Origin of the sequence: Pseudomonas sp. EL_65y_Pfl2_R95 (assembly GCF_963971045.1) — a bacterium.
In the GTDB taxonomy this organism is placed as follows: Bacteria; Pseudomonadota; Gammaproteobacteria; order Pseudomonadales; family Pseudomonadaceae; genus Aquipseudomonas.
This window is the reverse complement of the sequence record NZ_CAXAOV010000002.1, coordinates 251,661-270,185: the sequence shown is the minus strand read 5'-3', so window position 1 is coordinate 270,185 and position 18,525 is coordinate 251,661. Positions and strand designations below refer to the sequence as shown.

Below are 18,525 nucleotides of genomic sequence, written 5' to 3'. Positions count from 1 at the left end.
GTTGAGGAGCACATCGATGCGCGTGATTTTGCTAGGGGCGCCCGGTGCCGGAAAAGGTACCCAAGCGGGCTTTATTACCAAGAAGTTCGCTATTCCACAGATTTCGACTGGCGATATGCTGCGTGCAGCAGTCAAAGCTGGCAGTCCACTTGGTCTTAAGGTCAAGGGTGTTATGGACAGCGGTGGTCTGGTCTCTGATGAGATCATCATCGACCTGATCAAAGAACGCATCACCCAACAAGATTGCGCCAATGGCTTTTTGTTTGACGGCTTTCCGCGCACCATTCCGCAAGCTGAAGCACTTCAGCAAGCGGGTGTGACTATCGATTACGTGGTTGAGATCGCTGTTGCCGACGAAGAAATCGTCAGCCGTATCGCTGGCCGTCGTGTTCACCCAGCCTCGGGCCGCGTATACCACACCGAGCACAATCCGCCGAAAGTTGCGGGTGTTGACGATGAAACCGGTGAAGAACTGATTCAGCGTGAAGACGACAAAGAAGAAACCGTGCGTCATCGCCTGTCGGTTTATCATTCGCAAACCAAGCCGCTGGTAGATTTTTACCAGAAGCTGGCCGCAGCCAATGGCACGCCAAAGTACAGCGCCATTGCCGGTGTTGGCTCGGTTGATGAGATCACCACCAAGGTTTTGGCGGCGCTGTCTTAAGGCATCAAGCTAGGTTCGATTTCTCCAGAACCTGATTTAGCATCACGCAACGGCTCGCTTAGGCGGGCCGTTGTTGTTTTTGCAGTAAAGCGCTGAAGCCACCGCCGATTGACAACGCCTACAGCTTCTTGGCTGCAGCGTTTATACTGCGCGGCCATCTGCTTGCTGGAATCTGTCATGACCACCCTGTTGGCCCTCGATACCGCCACTGAAGCCTGTTCGGTTGCTCTGCTGCACGACGGCAAGGTGCTTAGCCATTACGAAGTGATTCCGCGTCAGCATGCGCAACGCTTGTTGCCGATGATCAAAACCCTAATGGCTGAAGCGGGTTTGCCGCTTTCAGCACTCGAGGCAATTGCATTTGGTCGGGGCCCGGGTGCATTTACCGGCATCCGTATCGCTATCGGGGTGGTGCAGGGGCTTGCATTTGCCTTGGATCGCCCAGTGATTCCTGTCTCGAATCTAGCGGTGTTGGCACAACGTGCTTTGCGTGAGCATGGCGCTGAGCAAGTGGCTGCGGCGATTGATGCGCGCATGGATGAGGTCTACTGGGGTTGTTATCAGGCGCAGCAGGGTGAAATGCGTTTGCTCGGACGCGAAGCGGTACTTGCGCCAGAGTTGGCCGCATTGCCCGAAGGCGCGACCGGTGATTGGTTTGCTGCCGGAACAGGGTGGGGCACCTTTGCTGAGCGTATTGCGGTTAAGCCATGCGCCCAAGATCCATCGATGCTGCCCCATGCCCAGGACCTGCTGGCGCTGGCGCAATTTGCCTGGGCCCGTGGTGAGTCGCTGGTCGCAGATGAGGCGCAACCGGTGTACCTGCGAGATCAAGTAGCGACGCCAAAAGCGCCCGCTAATAAGTAGTTCTATAGCCGTTGGTGCAAAAAAGCCTAACGGCTGATCAGTTGTTGATTGCCAAGTGGCCTAGGCACCGCTAAATTGCAGCTGCAAGCACCGTGCTTACTGGATTTCAGAGCTTAATTGATGCGCATTGACGGCTCCATACCCTCATACTCGCCAGATCGTGGCCCTCGCTCGGGGACTGCGGTCACCCCGTATCGCGACGCCCAACGCGAGGTCGAGACGCGCCGTGAACAACCGGCTGCGGTTGGTGCTAGCCAAGGTTTTGAACCCGCCCCGCAGATTCGTCGGGTGCAGGCCTCTAGCGAAGGTGGGCAGAGCCGCGCTGTGCAGGCGCAGGATTTTACCTACCAACAGCCCGCCATCAGTAATCGTGCCTCTCAAGCGATTGCCAGCTATAGCAGCACCGCTGAGTTTATTACCGAGTCTGATGCGCAGCAGGTGCTGGGTCTCGACCTTTACGCCTAGTGCTGCCGTATTTTCTCGGCTGTCCATCGTGGAGCGAGCCGGCTTGGCGCGGCGCGATTTATCCTTCAGGCAGCACCTCCAGCGATTTCCTCAAGCATTATTGCCAACTGTTTAACGCCGTTGAAGGCAACACCACCTTCTATGCGCGCCCAGCGCCTGAGACCATCGCCAAGTGGTCACTGGCAATGCCCGAGCATTTTCGTTTTTGCGCCAAGCTGCCCCGGGATATCAGCCATGCCGGTGATTTACGCGAGCAGCTGCATGCAGTGGATGATTTTCGTAAGTTGCTGGCGCCGCTCGGCCCGCGTGTGGCGCCATACTGGCTGCAGTTACCGGCAAGCTTTGGTCCGCAACGTCTGGGTGAATTGGCGATGTTTATCCAGCACTGGGGCGCTAGTTCGGAGCATTTGGGCGGCCGGGCATTGGCTGTAGAAGTGCGTAACCCGGGTTTTTTTGCCAAAGGCGAGGCCGAGCGAGCGCTAAATCGGTTATTGCTTGACCAAGGCGTAGAGCGCGTTTGTCTGGATTCCCGAGCGCTGTTTAGTTGTCACTCGGCTGACCCTGCGGTTATCCATGCGCAAGATAAAAAACCGCGCCTGCCAACGCGACCGACTGCGTTCAGTAACGCGCCGCAGCTGCGTTTTATTGGTCATCCCGAGCTGCTGGAGAATGACGCCTTTATGACGCCGTGGCTGGATAAGGTCGCCAGTTGGATTGAGCAAGGCTTGAGCCCCTATGTGTTTTTGCACACTTCAGACAACCGCCTGGCGCCGCAACTGGCTCGACGTTTTCATCAGCAGCTCATTGTGCGTCTTCCAGGCATGCCAGTCTTGCCTGAGCTTAACCTAGAAGCCCCAGCTGAGCAGTTGGGGCTTCTATAGTCGGTTTAGGCGTTGATCAGCTCCGCTTCTTTCTATGCATCAACAAATACGCGGCTGGCAGCACGAATAACGACAACAGTGGCGCGGTAATCATGCCGCCCACCATGGGCGCAGCGATTCGGCTCATGACTTCGCTGCCGGTGCCGCTGCCCCACATGATTGGCAGTAATCCGGCGATAATCACCGCCACCGTCATTGCTTTGGGCCGCACGCGCTGCACAGCGCCTTCGCGAATCGCATCAAGCAAGGCCTGTTGGCTGTTGTGACCTCGCTCAAGACGCTCCAGCCAGGCGTTTTTCAGGTACAGCAACATGATCACGCCAAACTCGGCGGCAACTCCAGCCAGTGCGATAAAGCCAACGCCGGTGGCAACCGACAGGTTGTAATCGAGCAGATACAGGAACCAGATGCCGCCCGTCAGGGCGAAGGGCAGCGTTGCCATGATCAGCAGCGCTTCGCTAAAGCGCGAGAAGGTTAAGTAGAGCAGCACCAAGATGATCATCAGGGTTGCTGGTACCACCAACTTCAAGCGCGCATTGGCCCGTTGCAAAAACTCGAACTGCCCGGCATAACTCAAGCTCATGCCGGGTTGCAGGGTGACCTGTTGCTCAATTGCGCTGCGCAGATCAGTCACCACCGATGCCAGATCTCGCCCCCTTACATCCACGTAAACCCAGCCGGAGGGGCGTGCGTTCTCGCTTTTGAGCATAGGTGGGCCATCACTTATCTTCACCTCGGCAACGCTGCCCAAGGTGATTTGACTGCCCTGCGCGGTATAGATGGGCAGGGTTTTCAGGCGGCTTAATGAATCGCGCCATTCACGGGGATAGCGCACGCTGATGGGATAGCGGGCAAGCCCTTCAATGGTCTGGCCAATATTAGCGCCGCCAATAGCGCTGGCGACTATGGCCTGTACGTCAGCGATATTCAGCCCGTAGCGAGCCGCAGCCTCGCGTTTAATGTCAACGTCAATATAGCGCCCTCCGGTGAGTCGTTCAGCCAGTGCTGAGCTGACGCCATCGACCTGTTTTGCGACTTTTTCAACTGCTTGGGTAACCTCATCTATTTGCAGCAAATCAGGCCCAGCAACTTTGACCCCAATCGGACTTTTAATGCCAGTAGCGAGCATGTCGATGCGGTTGCGTATTGGGGCAATCCAAATATTGCTGAGCCCAGGCACCTTCACCACACGGTCGAGTTCTTCGATCAGCTTTTCCGCCGTCATCGCCTTGCGCCACTGATCGCGGGGCTTGAACTGAATGGTGGTTTCAAACATCTCCAACGGCGCCGGGTCGGTGGCACTTTCAGCGCGCCCAGCCTTACCAAATACCCGTGCGACCTCAGGCACGGTTTTGATCAGTCGGTCGGTTTGTTGCAGCAATTCCCCGGCTTTTTGCACAGACAGCCCCGGCAGCGCCGATGGCATGTAGAGCAAGTCACCTTCATCCAACGGCGGTAAAAACTCACCGCCGAGTTGCGACACCGGCCACGCAGCACTGATAAATACCAACACAGCTACCGCTAAGGTGAATTTGGGTTTGCGCAACACTGCGTCCAGTGCCGGTTGGTAGATGTTGATCAGCCAACGATTGATTGGGTTTTTTTGCTCACTGGGAATTTGCCCACGAATCCAATAGCCCATCAACACTGGAATCAAGGTGATCGACAAACCTGCCGCGGCTGCCATGGAATAGGTTTTGGTATATGCCAAAGGGGCAAACAAGCGACCTTCTTGCGCCTGCAGGGTGAACACAGGAATAAACGACAGGGTGATAATCAACAAGCTGAAAAACAGCGCTGGACCAACCTCGACTGCCGCATCACTGATGACCTGCCAATGCTGTTCACCGCGCAACTCCTGATTGGGATGCTTGACATGCCAGGCTTCAATTTTCTTGTGGGCATTTTCGATCATCACCACAGCGGCATCCACCATGGCTCCAATGGCGATGGCGATACCGCCCAACGACATGATATTGGCGTTGATTCCCTGCTGCTGCATGATGATAAAGGCGGTCAAAATCCCCACCGGAAGGGAAACGATGGCGACCATTGAAGAGCGCAAATGCCAAAGAAATATCAAACACACCAGTGCGACCACAAAGAACTCTTCGAGCAGCTTGAAACTGAGATTGTCGATTGCTCGGTCGATCAACTGACTGCGGTCGTAGGTGGTGACTATTTCTACCCCGGGCGGCAGGCTGGCCTTGAGCGAGTCAAGCTTGTTCTGCACCGCCGTCAGGGTTTCGCGGGCATTCTTGCCGCTGCGTAAAATCACCACGCCGCCGGCCACTTCACCTTCACCGTCCAGTTCGGCAATACCGCGGCGCATTTCCGGGCCGATTTGAATGCTGGCAATATCGCCCAGAGTCACCGGGACCGAGTTGGCATCAAGGCGTAACGGGATGGTACGAAAATCATTGAGGTTTTGCAGATAACCCGAGGCTCTGACCATAAACTCGGTTTCAGCCATGTTCATCACTGCGCCGCCGGTTTCCTGGTTCGCCGCGCTAATAGCCTCTGTAACCTGGCGTTGAGTAATGCCCAAGCTGGCCATTTTTACCGGATCTAGCTGGACTTGGTATTGCTTGACCATGCCGCCGATACTGGCCACTTCGGCGACGTTGGCCAGAGTTTTCAACTCGAACTTTAGAAACCAATCCTGCAGCGAGCGCAGTTGATTGAGGTCATGTCTGCCGCTGCGGTCGACCAGCGCGTATTGGTAGATCCAGCCGACGCCTGTGGCATCCGGGCCTAGAGATGGCTTGGCACCCTCAGGCAATTTGCTCTGAACCTGGCTGAGGTATTCAAGGACGCGTGAGCGTGCCCAATACAGGTCTGTGCCATCCTCGAACAGCACATAGACATAGCTGTCACCGAAAAAAGAATACCCCCGCACAGTCTTGGCACCGGGCACAGACAGCATGGTTGTGGTCAGCGGATAGGTGACCTGATTTTCGACGATTTGCGGTGCTTGCCCGAGGTACGGCGTGCGGATAATAACTTGCACATCAGACAGGTCGGGCAGGGCGTCGATTGCGGTGTTCTGTACCGCCCAAACGCCCCAGACAGTAGCAAATACAGTGGCCAGCAATACCAGAAAACGGTTGCCGACGGACCAACGAATCAGAGATGCGATCACGGTTGCGCCTCCATTTTCACTGGTTCTATTTGTTCAATCTGCAGGCCGTGATCGCCTTCGCTGACAGAAACGCGCACGCGCTCCCCAACACGTAAGCCTTCTAGCAGTTGCGGGCTGGCGACGGGGAATTGCATGGTCATGCCTGGCATCGACAAGGTTTTAAATGGACCGTGGGCGAGGGTAATACTGTTGGAGTCAAGGTTAAGGATTTTGCCTTCAGCTGGGTGTAAGGCAGGTTGAAGCAGGGGGCGTGCGGAATCGCCAAGCGCTGTTATTTCGATACCCCGCAGGCTGGCTTCTGAGTCGAGCAGGAACTGTCCCGACGCGACAATTTGTTGGCCTGACTCTAAGCCTTGGATGATCTGGATCTGATCGCCAGACTCTTGGCCGAGCACGACCTCAGTGGCTTGATAGCGATTGTTTTCTGTTACCAACATCACCAATGCACGCCGGCCACTGCGGATCACCGCTTCACTCGGCACCAGTAATGCTGGCGCTGTTGCCGATTGCGCCAAGCGCACGCTGGCTGTTTGCCCCGGGCGAAGCTTGCCGTCACGGTTATCCAGCTCAACGCGTACGCGCACGGTGCGTGATTGCAGGTCAGCCTGGGGCAAAATTGCGCTGATACGGCCCTTGATGACCTTGCTTCCACCACCGGATAAACGTGCTTCGACAGCATGATCGATAGCCAAATCCATGGCTTGTGCTTCAGGTACCGCGATATCTAACCAGACGCTGCTTAAACCGTTGATCCGGGCGAGGGTCATGCCTGTTGTCAAGGTCATGCCCTGACGAACATCGAGTTGTTCAATGACCCCACTTATTGGGCTGGTAACTGTCCATACTGGCTGCAACTTGCCGCTGCGCTCGACCTTGTTAATGAGTGCAGCAGGCATGCCGACTAGGCGCATACGCTGTTTAGCGGCCTTGATAAGACTGCTCACGCCGCTGTTGCGCAGGGCCAAGTAATCTTCTTGGCTGCTGGCCCAATCCGGCACCAATATATCCGCCAAAGGGGTGCCGGCTGGGATGACATCTTGCGGCGCCTGTGCATAAACACGCTCGACGAAGCCTGGGCTGCGGGCTTGTACAATTGCCACATCGCGATCATTGAGGGTTAGAACACCCACCGCTTGAATCTCAGGGTTGAGTGAGCCCAATGTCACAGTCGCCAGGCGCATACCCAGGTTTTGGCTGACGCCTGAATCGATACTGATGCCAGTCGCATCACCACCGGCATCGCCATAGCGGGGTACCAGTTGCATGTCCATAAATGGCGATTTGCCGGGCTGGTCAAACTTTTGCTGCGGATACATCGGGTCATACCAGTACAGGGCTTTTTTCTCCGAGCTGGTGGCTGTACTGGGCATCTGTGCCGACATCGGACTGTTTGTGGATTGCAGAATTGCGAAGGCGTAGCCGCCTGCCGCACTGAGCGCAATCAGAACACTGATGATGATCATTCGATTTCTCACAGGCCAGCCTCCATGTCAGTGAAATACAGGCGTGCGCTGGTCAGTGCTCGCTGTTGTTGGATATCGATCTGTTTAAGCTGCGCCGCGATAAGTTCTTGCCGGGCATTGATCACGGTTGATAACGAATTACGAGCGGCGCGGTAGTCGGCCATCGACAGTTTTACTTTGTCCTTTGCCAGCGGAATCAATGTCTTTTGGTTGCGCGTTAGTGCGCGGTCCAGGCGTTGGTAGCTGGCAAGATCGTCTTCCAGTTGCTGGTTGTGCATGCGGACTTGGGCTTCTCGTTCAGCTTCGACCTGGCTTAATTCAGCGCGGCGGGCAGCAATTTTCGGGTCCTGGCGTGAGCCGCTGAAAACGGGCAAATCGATGCTCAGTTGCAGACTGACCATGTCACCGAACCCTTTTTCCCGGTTCTGGTAGGCGACCTCCCAGCTCCAATCGGATTTTTTCTCAGCTTGGGCTTCGCGCAGCAGTGCTTGCGCTTTGCTGGTCATGGATGTGTAGGCTGCCAGTTCGGGGTGTTGCTCTAGGTTGTGCTTGTAATGCTGGGCATCAACAGGCCAATCAGGCATTTGACCTGTCAGTTGCTCGTTAGCCCGCACCCCGACCCAGCGCCGCAATGCGGCACGTTGTTGTGCGAGTTCTTGGTGCAGCTGGTCTTGTTGCTCGTCCAGCTGTGCGGCTTCGATTTGCGGAACGATGCTGTCGCTGGTTTCTCCATCACCGCTGGCGAGACGAGCCTGGACAGCTTTATTGAACAAGTGGTTTTCGTGGTAAAGGGTTTTGAATAGGATCAGTTTTTGTTCAAGCGCTAGGGTCGAGATCCACGCCATAGCGGTTTCGCGGCGAACTCTTAAACGTTGTACCTGTTGTTCAATACGGGCTCTTTCGACGCTGGCTTGAGCGCTATCAACCCGTGCTCTGCGTTTGTCGCCATTGAGCATTTGCTGCATCACGCCAATTTTTGTTGAGGTCATTGGCATCGCATGCAACTGGCCGCGATCGGGGCCATTGATTGGGTAGTTTTGTAAGCCCAGAAGTAGTTTGGGATCAGGCAATTCACCGGCGGGAATTGCATTATTACGTGCAGCTTCAACCTGTGCCATTTGGGCTGCGAGTGAGGGGGCTTCCCGCTCAGCCACACGCATGGCATCTGCGAGTGATAACCCATAGGTACCTTGGCTGATGAACACAGTCAGCAATGCCGTCGCCGGTAGGCGCAAGCGTAAGTATCGAAATTTCATTGTGGCGATTCCAATCATGTGGAAGATGCGCCGCACACTGAGCCAATGCTGATGGCACAGACAGGCAGCGCTCAACCGCGATCGCTAAGGACCCGGCTGGAGCTCAATACATGGAGAGGGAATCAGACCCGCGGAGGGCGCCAAACGCTGTCGGGAGCCGTTGCTGCTATGAATTCGGATTGCGCAGATACAACGGGTTGTTGAGCAAAGGGGGTAGCGGGTTTAATCCTGAGGACTTGAACCATGACACTGTTTGCCTGGCAGTCGAGGCCGCTTTTGCATAGCTTTTGGGCCATGTCCATTTGCTCTGCGCAGCACTCCATTGCGGCGTGCTGCACTGTGCTGGCTTCGTTCATCGGGCAGGGGAGGCGCACCTCTGCTTGCACCAAGCCGTTAAAGGCTAGCGTCAGGCAAATCATGATGCGCAATGCATGCCGAATAAACAGGTCCATTAAACTACTCTAACCGCTTTTTAGGGTTTGTAGCCATACCGGCGCGCGATCAGGTGGTCCAGCGACAGCATGCCAGGGCCTTTACTCATCAACATCAACAGTACGGCAGCCCAAACCCCATGAGTTGGGTATGCGCCCGGATAGACAAGCAGTTGAATCACTAACGTCATGCCCAGCAAGCCCATCGCTGAGAAGCGCGTGGCAAAACCGAACAGAATCAGTATCGGTAGAAAGTGCTCGGCGCAGGCAGAAAGCGTCGCAGCAAATTCAGGGGATAAAAAAGGCAATTTATATTCCTCCGCAAATAGCGGAATTGCCGAAGGGGAGAGAGACGGGAAACCTAAGTTGAATGTGCCGGAGACAATGTCGACTTCAAACCCTGAAACCTTTGTCTGTCCGGATTTCCAGAAAATGGCGGCGATGGCGAAACGGCCGATAAAGGCAATCAAGCTGTAAGGGATTGCCTTGAGCACATCAATCGCTTTAGTGATGATGCGCACCGGCGCTGAGACATTTAGGTTAGCAGGGTCAATCATGATGCATCCTTGTTAGGCGGCAGAGTTGGAAACGCTGTAACTGCTGATCACACCTGTTTGAATCAGGTGAGCCAGGTAGGGGGTTAAGTCAAAATCGGGTTGTAAATCAGTGGCGTATTCAGCGGCAGCAGCAAGGGTTTTCCGGTCCATCAGCGCACCGATAAACAGGGCAGCCGCAGCCGATATTTGCATCACTTCAACGTCCAGTTGGTTGCGCAATATCAGGGCATTTTCGGCGTTACTCGGGTTTACCCGCTCTATCTCAATATGGCCTTGATGCGCGCCCCACAGCGAGACGATCCCATAGGCTGAATTAAGCACTGTGAGCGAGGGATGCAGGCTGAATGTCATCTGCACGAGCGCTTCAGGGTTGGCCAATGCTTGGGCAATCTGCTCGGCGCCTAGCCCCGCAACATCGGCGCTGTGATACGCCTGAATACGGGCAAACTCAAGGCGCGCCACATCAGCGAGGTAAGGCAGGCTTTGGGCGGGTGGGAATGCCTCGATAAAGCGGGCGAAGCCTGCGCCGTAATAGCTCAAGATACGTGTCTGTGGCGGGAACTCACGAACAAACACCGTGGCCATTGCCCGAAAAAAATCATCGCCGACCAGCTGCACTATGACCGGAAAGTTATCGGCAAGTGCGTTGATAAGCGAGCTGACAACGTTGTTGCGATAGACCGCAAAGCGACTGCTGCTGTCAGAACCATTCCAGGTTTTTAGTCGAGCCGAGCAGGGTTGCTGGCCATTGAGCAATGCACGAGAGAACTCGGATTGATAGCCCATGCTTATGCTCGCTCCGGCAGGTGTGAATGTTCGGCCAATAAATCATTAGCCTGTTGCGCCTCAGCAAGCAGCACTTCAAGTGCGGGAATATCGTTGTCACGTTCGATTAATGTAGGCAGCGGGCCGCTGCGCCTAAGCACATCGTTGTAGAGCGACCAGACGGCGCTGTCGATGGGCGTGCCATGGGCGTCGATCAACAGGCGATCACCTGCGCTGTCCTGATCTTCGGCGAAACCAGCCAGATGTATTTCGCCAACAGCTGCAAGTGGCAGGCTGTCAATGTAGTGCTGCGGGTTCCAATTATGATTAACGCAGGATACGTAGACATTATTGACGTCTAGCAGCAAGCCGCAGCCGGTGCGTTTGATGACTTCGCGGATAAAGTCGGTTTCACTCATGCTGGAATCGGCGAACTCAACATAAGTCGAAGGATTTTCCAACAGCATGCGCCGCTGCAAGCGTTCCTGAATGCGATCTATATGTTCACAAACCCGATTCAGGGTGGCCTGATCATAGGGGATCGGCAACAGATCGTTGTAGAAATTCTCACCGTGGCTGGACCACGCCAAATGCTCTGAAAACGAGTGAGGCTGATAGCGATTGAGTAGCTCAGCCAGCCGGTCTAAATGGTCTTCATCGATGGCTTGCTCAGCACCAATGGATAAACCCACACCGTGGATTGAGAGCGCATAGCGTTGACGAATCTGGGTCAGCTGATGGTGAAATGGTCCGCCGGCGACCATGTAGTTTTCGGCGTGCACTTCAAAAAAACCAATCTCGGTCTTTTCACTCAAAATTTGTGGGATATGTTGCGTTTTAAGGCCCAACCCCGCCTGAACAGGCAAGGTTGGACGCCTATCGAGCGCGCCGCTGGCATGAGTTACATCAGTTGATACCATGTGCGGCGCTCCCAAACGTCAGTGCTTACGCTTTTGGCTTGTACTCAGTCAGTTGACCGAAACCAGTTGGTGAAGTGGCTGATTCGGTTTTTTCGCAGGTGCCAGTTGGAACGTATTTCCAGGCGTTGGCTTGGTAATCAGTTTTTGCAGTACCAGCGCACGTGGTGCCAGCACCTGCGGCGCAGTCGTTTTTGCCTTTCATGGAGATACCGAAGCATTTCTCGTTATCGGCGGCGTGGGCTGAAGTGACAACAGCCGAAGACAGAGCAACAGCAGCGCCCAGAGCGATTGCGAGGCTGGCAGCGGAAACAGTACGAGTTTTGCCGTTCATAAAGGTGAATCTCCGTTCGTTGGATGCATACAGTTAAATTCGGGGTATCGATAAGCGTGGTTATCTTCAAGCGCACTGCATTAGCAACTTGCTGGTCAACAGAGGTTCAGGGAACGATCTATTAGGGTCAGCGCGCTTGCTAATAGAGAGAATCGACACTTTGCTTTGTTACAGGGTTGGCGAAAAAAAATAAAAACTTCGGGCGCAATAATCCGCTTGGGCATGCGCTACCTTATTAAGATGAATCCCCTTTAATGTGTTGGCTCTGGCAAAATAGTGCGCCGGTCAGCGCTTGGTATATTTCGCGCCACCCTGCCCAAATTAGCTGCAGACGAGCAGATGTAGATGAGTGAAGACAAACACAGCCCGGCGGTGCGTATGGACGCATTGGTTCCCCATTTAGCCGCTGAGGCTGCCCGGTGGGCAACGCGGCTGGGATTACCGCAGGGCGGTGAGGCTGGGTTTGCTCTGCAATTAACGGACAGTGGTTTGCAACTGGCTGAACTGGGGCCACAGGCTCCCGGGCCGGTGCGGGTCGACTTCGTTGAAGGTGCGGTTGCGCACCGGCGCTTATTTGGCGGAGGCAGTGGGCAGATGATCGCCAAGGCCGTCGGTATTCAGCCGGGCGTGCGGCCATGGGTCTTAGATGCCACTGCGGGCCTGGGCAGAGACGCATTCGTGTTGGCAAGCTTGGGGTGTAGCCTGAGCATGATCGAACGCCAGCCTTTAATTGCTGCGTTGCTTGAAGATGGTTTAGCCCGCGCTGAGCGCGACCCTGATGTGGCGCCTATTACCGCCCGCATGCAGTTGCTTGTCGGCAACGCGATTAGCCTGATGGCTGATTGGCAAGGTGAACGCCCTCAAGTGATCTACCTCGACCCGATGTTTCCGCATCGCGATAAAAGCGCCTTGGTCAAAAAGGAAATGCGCGTGTTCCGCCCGCTGGTGGGTGATGACATGGATGCGCCTGCCTTGTTGGCGGCTGCGCTGCAACTGGCTACCCATCGGGTGGTGGTAAAGCGGCCTCGCAAAGCGCCAATCGTTGAAGGCGCAAAGCCCAGCTACGCGCTTGAGGGCAAGTCCAGCCGGTACGATATTTATCCGTTGAAGAAACTGGCTGCGGCGGATAAATAGCCGGCCAGAGTCGATCTACTCAATCTACTTGGTAGGCGCGGATAAACATTGCGACGTGTTGCTGGATTTGCGCCAGCGCAGCCTCGCCCTCAAGGGCTTCTTCCAGGCCGATCAATACGCAAAAGTTGGCGCCGCCCTTGATCAGGCAAAAGAACTGATCCGCTGCGATATACGGATTGTCGATTTTCAGCTTGCCGCTGGCGTTGGCACGTTCCAGCAGGCGCTGCATGTCATCGAGCAAACGCTGCGGGCCTGCCTCAAAAAACAGTTTAGAGAGTTTGGTGTCTTGTCCGCTCAGGCTGACCATCACCCGGTGCAACTCAATGGATTCACGGCTGTTGATCAGGGTGTGAAAGGCCATTGCCACATTGAGCAATATGGTCTCGATCGGGGTGTCGTCGGGTAGCTCGAATAATAATTCGGGTATTTGTGCTTCGCATTTGGCCTTGACCGCTGCGGAGAACAGCGTCTCTTTGTCGGTGAAGTGGTTGTACACCGTGAGCTTGGAAACCCCTGCCTCTGCGGCGATTGCGTCCATGCTGCTGCCGTCGTAGCCGTTGCGAAGGAAGAGGGTTTTCGCTGCTTCCAGAATGGCGCTGCGCTTTGCAAGATCCTTGGGTCGACCGGGGCCGTTCGATTGAAACAACTTGTTTGGCATTGGTGATTTTAATACTGGACTGGTGAGTTTGGTATTTATACTATACCCATCAGTATAAATATTCTAAAACTTTCCTCAAAGGCCACCGGTCATGTTCCAAGCCGTCTTGCGAGCTGCGCTTCCTTTAAGTCTCATTGCCGTTCTGGCTGCGTGTGGTAATGGTGAAAAACCTGAGCCGATCGTGCGCCCGGCACTGGTGGTACAGCCTGTGCCTTCAACAGCGCTTCAAGACACCTATCCGGGTGAAGTGCGTGCGCGCTACGAACCTGACCTGGCATTCCGTATTGGCGGCAAAGTGGTCAAGCGCCATGTCGATGTGGGTGACCGAGTCAAGAAAGGCCAGGCACTGGCTGAGCTTGACCCCCAGGATGTGCGTTTGCAGCTCGAGTCGGCCCGCGCCCAAGTGGCCTCTGCCCAAGCAAATCTGCAATTGGTCAAAGCCGAACGCGACCGCTACAAGACCCTGCAGGGTCGTCAATTGGTCAGCCGCTCGCAATACGACAATGCCGAGAATCTGTATCGCTCAGGTTTGGCGCGGCTAAAGCAGGCTCAAGCCGAATTCAATGTTGCCAATAACCAGAGTGACTACGCCGTATTAGCCGCCTCACAAGATGGCGTTATCGCGCAGCGTGAAGTCGAGGTTGGTCAGGTCGTTGCGGCGGGTCAGACGGTTTTTTCATTGGCTATCGACGGTGAGCGTGAAGTGCGCATCGACCTGCCTGAGCAGGCTTACGAGCATTATCGTGTAGGCCAGCAGGTCGAGGTTGAATTGTGGTCGCAGCCGGGAAAACGCTTTAAAGGTCAGATTCGCGAGATGTCGCCGGCGGCGGATGCGCAATCACGCACTTTCGCCACACGGGTGGCGTTTAGCGCAGGCCAAGTGCCGGCCGAATTGGGGCAGAGCGCGCGTGTGTTTATTGCCCGTGAGGGTGAAGTTGCCTTGGGTATTCCGCTCTCCGCATTAACCGCCGATGCAGGCGAACCTTATGTCTGGGTGGTCGATCCGCAGCACTCCACCCTAAAGCGCACCCCGGTGCGTGTGGGGCCCTATAGCGATAATTCGGTGCCCGTGCTGGCAGGGTTGAAAGCTGATGATTGGGTTGTTGCGGCGGGCACGCAAGTGCTGCAAGAGGGTCAGCAGGTCAAGCCATTGGATCGCGACAATCGCGCGGTCAAGCTGACGGCGAAGGACTAATCACGATGGATTTCAATCTTTCGCGCTGGGCTCTGAGCAACCGTCAGATCGTCCTCTACATCATGATTTTATTGAGTGTTATCGGGGCGATTTCCTACACCAAGCTTGGGCAGAGTGAAGACCCGCCCTTCACCTTCAAAGCCATGGTTATTCGCACCAACTGGCCAGGCGCTTCGGCTGAGGAAGTTTCGCGGCAGGTGACTGACCGCATCGAAAAGAAGCTGATGGAAACCGGCGAGTACGAGAAGTTGATCTCATACTCGCGTCCGGGTGAGTCCCAGGTGACGTTCCTGGCCAGCGACTACCTCAAGCCTGCTGAAGTGAAAGAGCTGTATTACCAGGTCCGTAAGAAGGTCGGCGATATCCGCCACACCTTGCCTCAGGGCATTCAAGGGCCGTTCTTTAACGATGAGTTCGGCGATACCTTTGGCAACATCTATGCGTTAACCGGCAAAGGCTTTGACTATCCCATTCTGAAAGATTATGCCGACCGCATTCAACTGCAACTGCAGCGGGTGCAAGACGTGGGCAAGATAGAACTGCTTGGTCTGCAGGATGAAAAAATCTGGATCGAGCTGTCAAATACCAAAGCGGCGACACTGGGGCTATCCCTTGCCGCCGTGCAGCAAGCGCTTAATCAGCAAAACGCGGTGACCAATGCGGGCTTCTTTGAAACCCCAACTGATCGCGTGCAGGTTCGGGTTGAGGGCCGTTTCAAAACCCCTGAAGAGATACGCAACTTCCCGATTCGGGTTGATGGCCGGACCTTTCGCCTGGGCGATGTGGCTGAGGTCAAGCGCGGCTTTAATGATCCCGCCGCACCGCGCATGCGCTTTATGGGTGAAGAGGCCCTGGGAATTGCGGTGTCGATGAAGGCCGGTGGCGACATTCTGCAACTCGGTGCCTCACTGCAGAAAGAATTCGCGCGCATTCAGCAAACCTTGCCGGCAGGTATGCAGTTGCACAAGGTCTCTGATCAGCCCGCAGCAGTAAAAACGGGTGTCGGAGAGTTTGTTCAGGTGCTTGCCGAGGCCTTGATTATCGTCTTGCTGGTGAGTTTTTTCTCGCTGGGTTTGCGCACCGGCCTGGTGGTGGCGCTGTCGATTCCGTTGGTGCTGGCCATGACCTTTGCGAGCATGTACTTCTTGGGGATTGGCCTGCACAAAATCTCCTTGGGAGCGCTGGTGCTCGCGCTTGGCTTGTTGGTGGATGACGCGATCATTGCGGTTGAAATGATGGCGATCAAGATGGAGCAAGGCTACGACCGCATGAAGGCCGCCAGCTTCGCCTGGACCAGTACTGCGTTCCCAATGCTCACCGGCACCCTGATAACTGCGGCAGGTTTTCTGCCTATTGCGACTGCCCAGTCAGGGACGGGTGAGTACACACGCTCAATCTTTCAGGTAGTGTCCATTGCGCTGTTGGTTTCATGGATTGCGGCCGTGGTTTTCGTGCCATATTTGGGTGCCAAGTTCTTGCCTGATATGGCCAAGCTCTATGCGGCAAAGCACGGAGGCAGTGCTGAAGGACACGACCCTTACTCCACCCCGTTTTATAACCGTGTACGGCGCATAATTACCTGGTGTGTACGCCACCGCAAAACCGTGATCGTCGTAACGGTGATGATGTTTGTCGTGTCATTGGGTCTCTTCAAGCTTGTGCCGCAACAGTTCTTTCCTGCCTCCAATCGCCTTGAACTTATGGTTGATTTGAAATTGGCTGAAGGCGCTTCCTTGCGGGCCACGGAAGAGCAAGCTCAACGCTTGGAAGCGTTGCTCAAAACCCATGAAGGCATTGATAACTATGTGGCATACGTGGGCACGGGGTCACCTCGGTTCTACTTGCCACTCGATCAACAGTTGCCCTCTGCCAGCTTTGCCCAGTTTGTAGTGCTGACTAAAAACATTGAGCAGCGTGAGGAAATCCGCAACTGGTTGATTAAAACCATGCGCGAGCAATTCCCGACTTTGCGCACACGTATTTCGCGATTGGAGAATGGCCCTCCTGTGGGGTATCCGATTCAGCTACGTGTTTCCGGCGAACATATTGATACCGTGCGTGCGCTGGCGCGCAAGGTGGCGGTCAAGGTGCGGGAAAATCCGTATGTAACCAACGTGCATCTCGATTGGGAAGAGCCAAGCAAAGTCGTGCGGGTCAATATCGATCAGGATCGGGCGCGGGCACTGGGCGTCACCTCTGAAGATGTGGCCAACTTCCTGCGCGGGACCTTGATCGGTAGCAGTGTTAGTCAATTCCGTGATGATGATGAGTTGATCGAAATACTTCTGCGTGGCACCGATCAGGAGCGGCGGAGCTTGAATCTGCTGCCGAGCTTGGCGATCCAGACCAGCAGCGGTAAAAGTGTGGCGCTGTCGCAGGTTGCAACCCTGGAATATGGCTTTGAAGAAGGCATTATCTGGCACCGCGAACGTCTGCCAACGGTTACCGTGCGTGCGGACGTTTACGGCAAAGAGCAGCCTTCAGGCATCATTGCTCAAATATTGCCGACCCTAGACTCCGTGCGTGCTGAATTGCCTTCAGGGTACTTATTGAATGTGGGCGGCACAGTTGAGGATGCATCTAAAGGCCAGAAGTCGGTGAACGCCGGTATGCCACTGTTTGTGGTGGTGGTACTGACCTTGTTGATGTTGCAGTTGAAAAGCTTCTCACGGGCGGCGATGGTGTTTATCACCGCACCGCTGGGGCTGATCGGCGTGACTCTGTTCTTGCTGTTGTTTAATCAACCTTTCGGCTTCGTTGCCATGCTCGGCACTATCGCGCTGTCCGGGATGATTATGCGTAACTCGGTGATTCTGGTTGACCAGATCGAGCAGGATATCAGCGCCGGGCATGACCGTTGGAGCGCAATTATCGATGCCACTGTACGTCGATTCCGGCCGATTGCCTTGACCGCCTTGGCTGCCGTGCTGGCAATGATTCCGCTGTCGCGCAGCATTTTCTTCGGGCCCATGGCGGTGGCAATTATGGGTGGATTGATTGTCGCTACCGCGCTGACGCTGCTGTTCTTGCCTGCGCTTTATGCCGCCTGGTTTAGGGTCAAGGAACAGCCTCAAAGCTAATCGCATTGGCTCCCTTTTACTCACTAGGGGAGCTATTTGCTGATCTCGCTTGTCTATCTACTGTTGCGGCCTGTGCTGCAGAACCTGCTTGGGGCGTTATTCGACAGCTTCTTGCCACGCTTGCCAATACACCGTCTGGGCAAAATTCACGCTTTTTTCACAGGCTCGCGCGCACAGTGCAACGGTGTTCATTTGTAGAGGACGTCATTTTGAAGTTGAAACGACTAGCAGTATCAATTCTCGCACTGGGCCTGGCTGGCCCTGTACTCGCAAACCAGTCTGACAAGGTTTTTGGCTGGGTCGAAGAAGGCTCAATTCAACCTGAAGGCATCTCGGTCAAGATCAAGCTCGACACGGGTGCCAAGACCTCATCGATGGACGCCAAGGATCTTGAACGGTTCAGCAAAGATGGCGACAAATGGGTGCGCTTTAATGTCGAGCTTGAAGACACCGATACCGGCAAGATGAAGTCGATGAAGGTTGAGCGCAAAATTGTGCGCAATATTAAAGTGCGTGGTGCTGGCGGGGCGGAGAGCCGTCCGGTTGTGATGATGAGCATGTGCATCGGTGATCAGGTTTACAAAGAGCAGTTCTCCCTGAAAAACCGCAGCAAAATGAATTACCCGGTGCTGATCGGTCGCAGCACAATCAAGGATCTGGGCCTGGTTGATGTGTCGAAGACATTCACCAGCGAGCCAAATTGTAAAAAATAATCGCGT

The 18,525-nt window shown here is 55.0% G+C and carries 16 protein-coding genes; 8 read left to right on the top strand and 8 right to left on the bottom strand.

Annotation, left to right across the window (positions count from 1 at the left end; translation table 11 throughout):
• Positions 1 to 16: 16 nt before the first annotated feature.
• The 4 genes from adk to AACY09_RS09085 all read left to right on the top strand — a co-directional run bounded on the left by adk (position 17) and on the right by AACY09_RS09085 (position 2,874).
• Positions 17 to 664 carry an adenylate kinase gene (gene adk / locus AACY09_RS09100; protein ID WP_339487398.1) on the top strand — a complete coding sequence of 216 codons (648 nt, stop codon included), beginning with the start codon at positions 17 to 19 and terminating at the stop codon, positions 662 to 664.
• Between the two features lie 177 nt (positions 665 to 841).
• Positions 842 to 1,528 (top strand): tRNA (adenosine(37)-N6)-threonylcarbamoyltransferase complex dimerization subunit type 1 TsaB, encoded by a 687-nt coding sequence (tsaB, locus tag AACY09_RS09095; protein WP_339487396.1) that lies wholly within the window; start codon positions 842 to 844, stop codon positions 1,526 to 1,528.
• A gap of 120 nt (positions 1,529 to 1,648) precedes the next feature.
• On the top strand, positions 1,649 to 1,993 hold the full coding sequence (locus AACY09_RS09090) for a hypothetical protein (RefSeq protein WP_339487395.1): 345 nt from the start codon (positions 1,649 to 1,651) through the stop codon (positions 1,991 to 1,993).
• Positions 1,993 to 2,874, top strand: coding sequence for a DUF72 domain-containing protein (locus tag AACY09_RS09085; protein WP_339487394.1), 882 nt, complete (start codon positions 1,993 to 1,995; stop codon positions 2,872 to 2,874). Before AACY09_RS09090 ends, AACY09_RS09085 begins: the two co-directional genes overlap by 1 nt.
• A gap of 16 nt (positions 2,875 to 2,890) precedes the next feature.
• Here AACY09_RS09085 and AACY09_RS09080 read toward each other — a convergent pair whose 3' ends face one another.
• From AACY09_RS09080 to AACY09_RS09050, 7 genes are all read right to left on the bottom strand, one after another.
• Entirely contained in the window at positions 2,891 to 6,016 is a 3,126-nt protein-coding gene (locus AACY09_RS09080) for an efflux RND transporter permease subunit (protein ID WP_339487393.1), read from the bottom strand.
• Entirely contained in the window at positions 6,013 to 7,479 is a 1,467-nt protein-coding gene (locus tag AACY09_RS09075) for an efflux RND transporter periplasmic adaptor subunit (protein WP_339487865.1), read from the bottom strand. The genes AACY09_RS09080 and AACY09_RS09075 overlap by 4 nt, the downstream gene beginning before the upstream one ends.
• An 8-nt stretch (positions 7,480 to 7,487) precedes the next feature.
• On the bottom strand, positions 7,488 to 8,735 hold the full coding sequence (locus tag AACY09_RS09070; RefSeq protein WP_339487392.1) for a TolC family protein: 1,248 nt from the start codon (positions 8,733 to 8,735) through the stop codon (positions 7,488 to 7,490).
• Positions 8,736 to 9,207: 472 nt separating this feature from the next.
• The gene (locus AACY09_RS09065; RefSeq protein WP_339487391.1) at positions 9,208 to 9,723 is read right to left on the bottom strand and encodes a DoxX family protein; all 516 of its coding nucleotides are present in this window, start codon (positions 9,721 to 9,723) and stop codon (positions 9,208 to 9,210) included.
• 12 nt (positions 9,724 to 9,735) lie between these two features.
• A complete protein-coding gene (locus AACY09_RS09060) occupies positions 9,736 to 10,509 on the bottom strand; it encodes an HvfC/BufC N-terminal domain-containing protein (RefSeq protein ID WP_339487390.1) in 774 nt (257 codons plus the stop codon).
• Positions 10,510 to 10,511: 2 nt separating this feature from the next.
• Positions 10,512 to 11,408 (bottom strand): MNIO family bufferin maturase, encoded by an 897-nt coding sequence (bufB, locus tag AACY09_RS09055; protein ID WP_339487389.1) that lies wholly within the window; start codon positions 11,406 to 11,408, stop codon positions 10,512 to 10,514.
• A 25-nt stretch (positions 11,409 to 11,433) separates the two neighbouring features.
• Positions 11,434 to 11,739, bottom strand: coding sequence for a BufA1 family periplasmic bufferin-type metallophore (locus AACY09_RS09050; RefSeq protein WP_339487388.1), 306 nt, complete (start codon positions 11,737 to 11,739; stop codon positions 11,434 to 11,436).
• Between the two features lie 378 nt (positions 11,740 to 12,117).
• Between AACY09_RS09050 and AACY09_RS09045 the strand changes: the two genes are divergently transcribed.
• On the top strand, positions 12,118 to 12,873 hold the full coding sequence (locus AACY09_RS09045; protein WP_445323813.1) for a class I SAM-dependent methyltransferase: 756 nt from the start codon (positions 12,118 to 12,120) through the stop codon (positions 12,871 to 12,873).
• Positions 12,874 to 12,892: 19 nt separating this feature from the next.
• Here the strand turns inward: AACY09_RS09045 and AACY09_RS09040 are convergent, their stop codons facing one another.
• The gene (locus AACY09_RS09040; protein WP_339487386.1) at positions 12,893 to 13,531 is read right to left on the bottom strand and encodes a TetR/AcrR family transcriptional regulator; all 639 of its coding nucleotides are present in this window, start codon (positions 13,529 to 13,531) and stop codon (positions 12,893 to 12,895) included.
• A 91-nt stretch (positions 13,532 to 13,622) separates the two neighbouring features.
• Between AACY09_RS09040 and AACY09_RS09035 the strand changes: the two genes are divergently transcribed.
• From AACY09_RS09035 to rloA3, 3 genes are all read left to right on the top strand, one after another.
• Positions 13,623 to 14,726: an efflux RND transporter periplasmic adaptor subunit gene (locus AACY09_RS09035; RefSeq protein WP_339487385.1), complete on the top strand. Its 1,104-nt coding sequence runs from the start codon at positions 13,623 to 13,625 to the stop codon at positions 14,724 to 14,726.
• Between the two features lie 5 nt (positions 14,727 to 14,731).
• Positions 14,732 to 17,806 (top strand): efflux RND transporter permease subunit, encoded by a 3,075-nt coding sequence (locus AACY09_RS09030; RefSeq protein ID WP_339487383.1) that lies wholly within the window; start codon positions 14,732 to 14,734, stop codon positions 17,804 to 17,806.
• A gap of 209 nt (positions 17,807 to 18,015) precedes the next feature.
• Positions 18,016 to 18,519 (top strand): retropepsin-like aspartic peptidase RloA3, encoded by a 504-nt coding sequence (gene rloA3, locus AACY09_RS09025; RefSeq protein ID WP_339487382.1) that lies wholly within the window; start codon positions 18,016 to 18,018, stop codon positions 18,517 to 18,519.
• Positions 18,520 to 18,525: the final 6 nt, after the last annotated feature.

Bases quoted from the DNA above. Each gene is read 5' to 3' on its own strand.
- adk (WP_339487398.1), top strand. From the start codon at position 17: ATGCGCGTGATTTTGCTAGGGGCGCCCGGTGCCGGAAAAGGTACCCAA.
- tsaB (WP_339487396.1), top strand. From the start codon at position 842: ATGACCACCCTGTTGGCCCTCGATACCGCCACTGAAGCCTGTTCGGTT.
- AACY09_RS09090 (WP_339487395.1), top strand. From the start codon at position 1,649: ATGCGCATTGACGGCTCCATACCCTCATACTCGCCAGATCGTGGCCCT.
- AACY09_RS09075 (WP_339487865.1), bottom strand. From the start codon at position 7,479: ATGATCATCATCAGTGTTCTGATTGCGCTCAGTGCGGCAGGCGGCTAC.
- AACY09_RS09070 (WP_339487392.1), bottom strand. From the start codon at position 8,735: ATGAAATTTCGATACTTACGCTTGCGCCTACCGGCGACGGCATTGCTG.
- AACY09_RS09065 (WP_339487391.1), bottom strand. From the start codon at position 9,723: ATGATTGACCCTGCTAACCTAAATGTCTCAGCGCCGGTGCGCATCATC.
- AACY09_RS09060 (WP_339487390.1), bottom strand. From the start codon at position 10,509: ATGGGCTATCAATCCGAGTTCTCTCGTGCATTGCTCAATGGCCAGCAA.
- bufB (WP_339487389.1), bottom strand. From the start codon at position 11,408: ATGGTATCAACTGATGTAACTCATGCCAGCGGCGCGCTCGATAGGCGT.
- AACY09_RS09050 (WP_339487388.1), bottom strand. From the start codon at position 11,739: ATGAACGGCAAAACTCGTACTGTTTCCGCTGCCAGCCTCGCAATCGCT.
- AACY09_RS09045 (WP_445323813.1), top strand. From the start codon at position 12,118: ATGGACGCATTGGTTCCCCATTTAGCCGCTGAGGCTGCCCGGTGGGCA.
- AACY09_RS09040 (WP_339487386.1), bottom strand. From the start codon at position 13,531: ATGCCAAACAAGTTGTTTCAATCGAACGGCCCCGGTCGACCCAAGGAT.
- AACY09_RS09035 (WP_339487385.1), top strand. From the start codon at position 13,623: ATGTTCCAAGCCGTCTTGCGAGCTGCGCTTCCTTTAAGTCTCATTGCC.
- AACY09_RS09030 (WP_339487383.1), top strand. From the start codon at position 14,732: ATGGATTTCAATCTTTCGCGCTGGGCTCTGAGCAACCGTCAGATCGTC.